At 27.5% G+C, this 1,717-nt stretch carries 2 protein-coding genes and 2 pseudogenes; all 4 read right to left on the reverse strand.

Annotation, left to right across the window (positions count from 1 at the left end):
• Nucleotides 1–208 (reverse strand): annotated as a pseudogene (locus ACTG3S_RS09870) (hypothetical protein); the annotation flags it as partial.
• 11 nt (nt 209–219) lie between these two features.
• Nucleotides 220–918, reverse strand: coding sequence for a hypothetical protein (locus tag ACTG3S_RS09875; protein WP_439129194.1), 699 nt, complete (start codon nt 916–918; stop codon nt 220–222).
• A 3-nt stretch (nt 919–921) separates the two neighbouring features.
• Entirely contained in the window at nt 922–1,575 is a 654-nt protein-coding gene (locus ACTG3S_RS09880) for a hypothetical protein (RefSeq protein ID WP_439129195.1), read from the reverse strand.
• Between the two features lie 10 nt (nt 1,576–1,585).
• Nucleotides 1,586–1,717 (reverse strand): annotated as a pseudogene (locus ACTG3S_RS09885) (PadR family transcriptional regulator); the annotation flags it as partial.

Here is a 1,717-nt window from a genome sequence, read left to right on the forward strand (position 1 = left end):
CTACAACATCCATAAACCCAAAAATGCCAAATTTTTTAAACGATTTATCTCTTGCATCTTCAAATGATAAATTGGGATATTCTTCCCAAATTTGCTCAATGTCGTTTGCCAAATGATCTACCAATTCTGTCTGTACATCATAATGATACACATAATGTTGTCTTGTAAATTTGTATAAGTTTTCTATTTGTTTTTCTGATAATTTCATCAATAAAAAAATTAAACGAATTTATATTCTGGATAGGTTTCTTGTAATAATTGTGTTGCTTTTTTTGGGATTACAATTAAAGTGATGTAAGCCACAAGTACTAAAATAGTGATTAGAAAAGCGGATAAAAATTTCCTAAAATTCCCCATCAATAAAAAATCTTTGGAATTATTGAAAGGAAAATCAAAAAACCAAAATAAAAGCACAAAAATATTTGCCATTCCATTTACATTAATCATGTTTTCAAACAACCACTTTTTTCCTGTTTTTTGATACTTTTTTTTAAGCTTTATACCATTTACAATCATACTAATTATTTGTAAAAACATGACAATCGCAAAAATTGTGTAATAAATGTAAGTTCCAAATTGGTAATCTTGTAAAACATAAAATCCTGAAAAAAGAAGAATTGTTGCAAGTATTTTTGGCAGCTGAAACCATTCTTTGGTAAACTTTAAAACTAGTTTAAAGTACTTTTTGGTCATTTGCGATTCTTTAGCTTGTACAACATCCATAAAACCAAAAATGCCGAATTTTTTAAATGATTTATCTCTGGCGTCTTCAAAAGATAAATTGGGATTTTCTTTCCAAATTTGCTCAATATCATTTGCCAAATGATCTACCAATTCTGTTTGTACATCATAATATTCTACGTAATGTTTTCTGGTGAATTTGTAGAGTTTTTGTATGTGTTTTTGGATTAGTTTCATAGCCTACAAAATTTTATATTTTTGAATTGCTTCGTTATGTTTTTTAAAGAAATAATGACAAATAAAAACCACAGCATAACCAGCACAAACAAAACCCGTAAAAACAGGATTCATTTGTCCATTTTCATCAAAAATGCTACCAACAAAAACACCAAGAATTAAGAGGACTAACCCAAAATATTGTGTTTTTAAAATAAATCGAAAGGTTGTTTTTGCTTTAGATGCAATTGTTTTAAAAAATATGTAACCTACATAGATGAACATAGAAAGTGTAAAACCCTCTAAGAAACCATTTACAAATTTTGTAACACCATTTGAGGCTTGAATTGGTACAAGTTTTAAAAATACTACCGGTAAAATATAGGCTGCTAAATATAAAAAGTAAAAAGATTTAAATTGTTTTACAGCTTTTTTAACTACAATTTTAGACTCAGAATACAACATACCAAAAAAGAAACTAGAGGTTGCTCTAAAATGTTTTTCCCATCGTATTCTAGTCATTGCAAATGCTTCTTCAAAAGTGATGTTTTTTTGCATAAAGTTTTCAATATCTGTAATTATGTGATCTAAAATCTCGATTTTTAAATCTATAAAATCAAAATTTTTAGTTTCTAGATATTTTTCTACTTTTTGTATTTGTGTTGTTGTTAATTCCATAGCTAAAAATTTACTCCAAACTAAATTTAGGATTCACCAAATGCTGCATCGTTTTTAAAAACTCTTGCATTTCTTCCAACTTGTTGGCAGTTTCTTTGGTACCATTTTCTGTGAGTTTGTAATATTTACGCAATCTGTTACC

The sequence above is a fragment of the Polaribacter sp. genome, assembly GCF_965656025.1.
Taxonomy (GTDB): Bacteria; Bacteroidota; Bacteroidia; order Flavobacteriales; family Flavobacteriaceae; genus Polaribacter.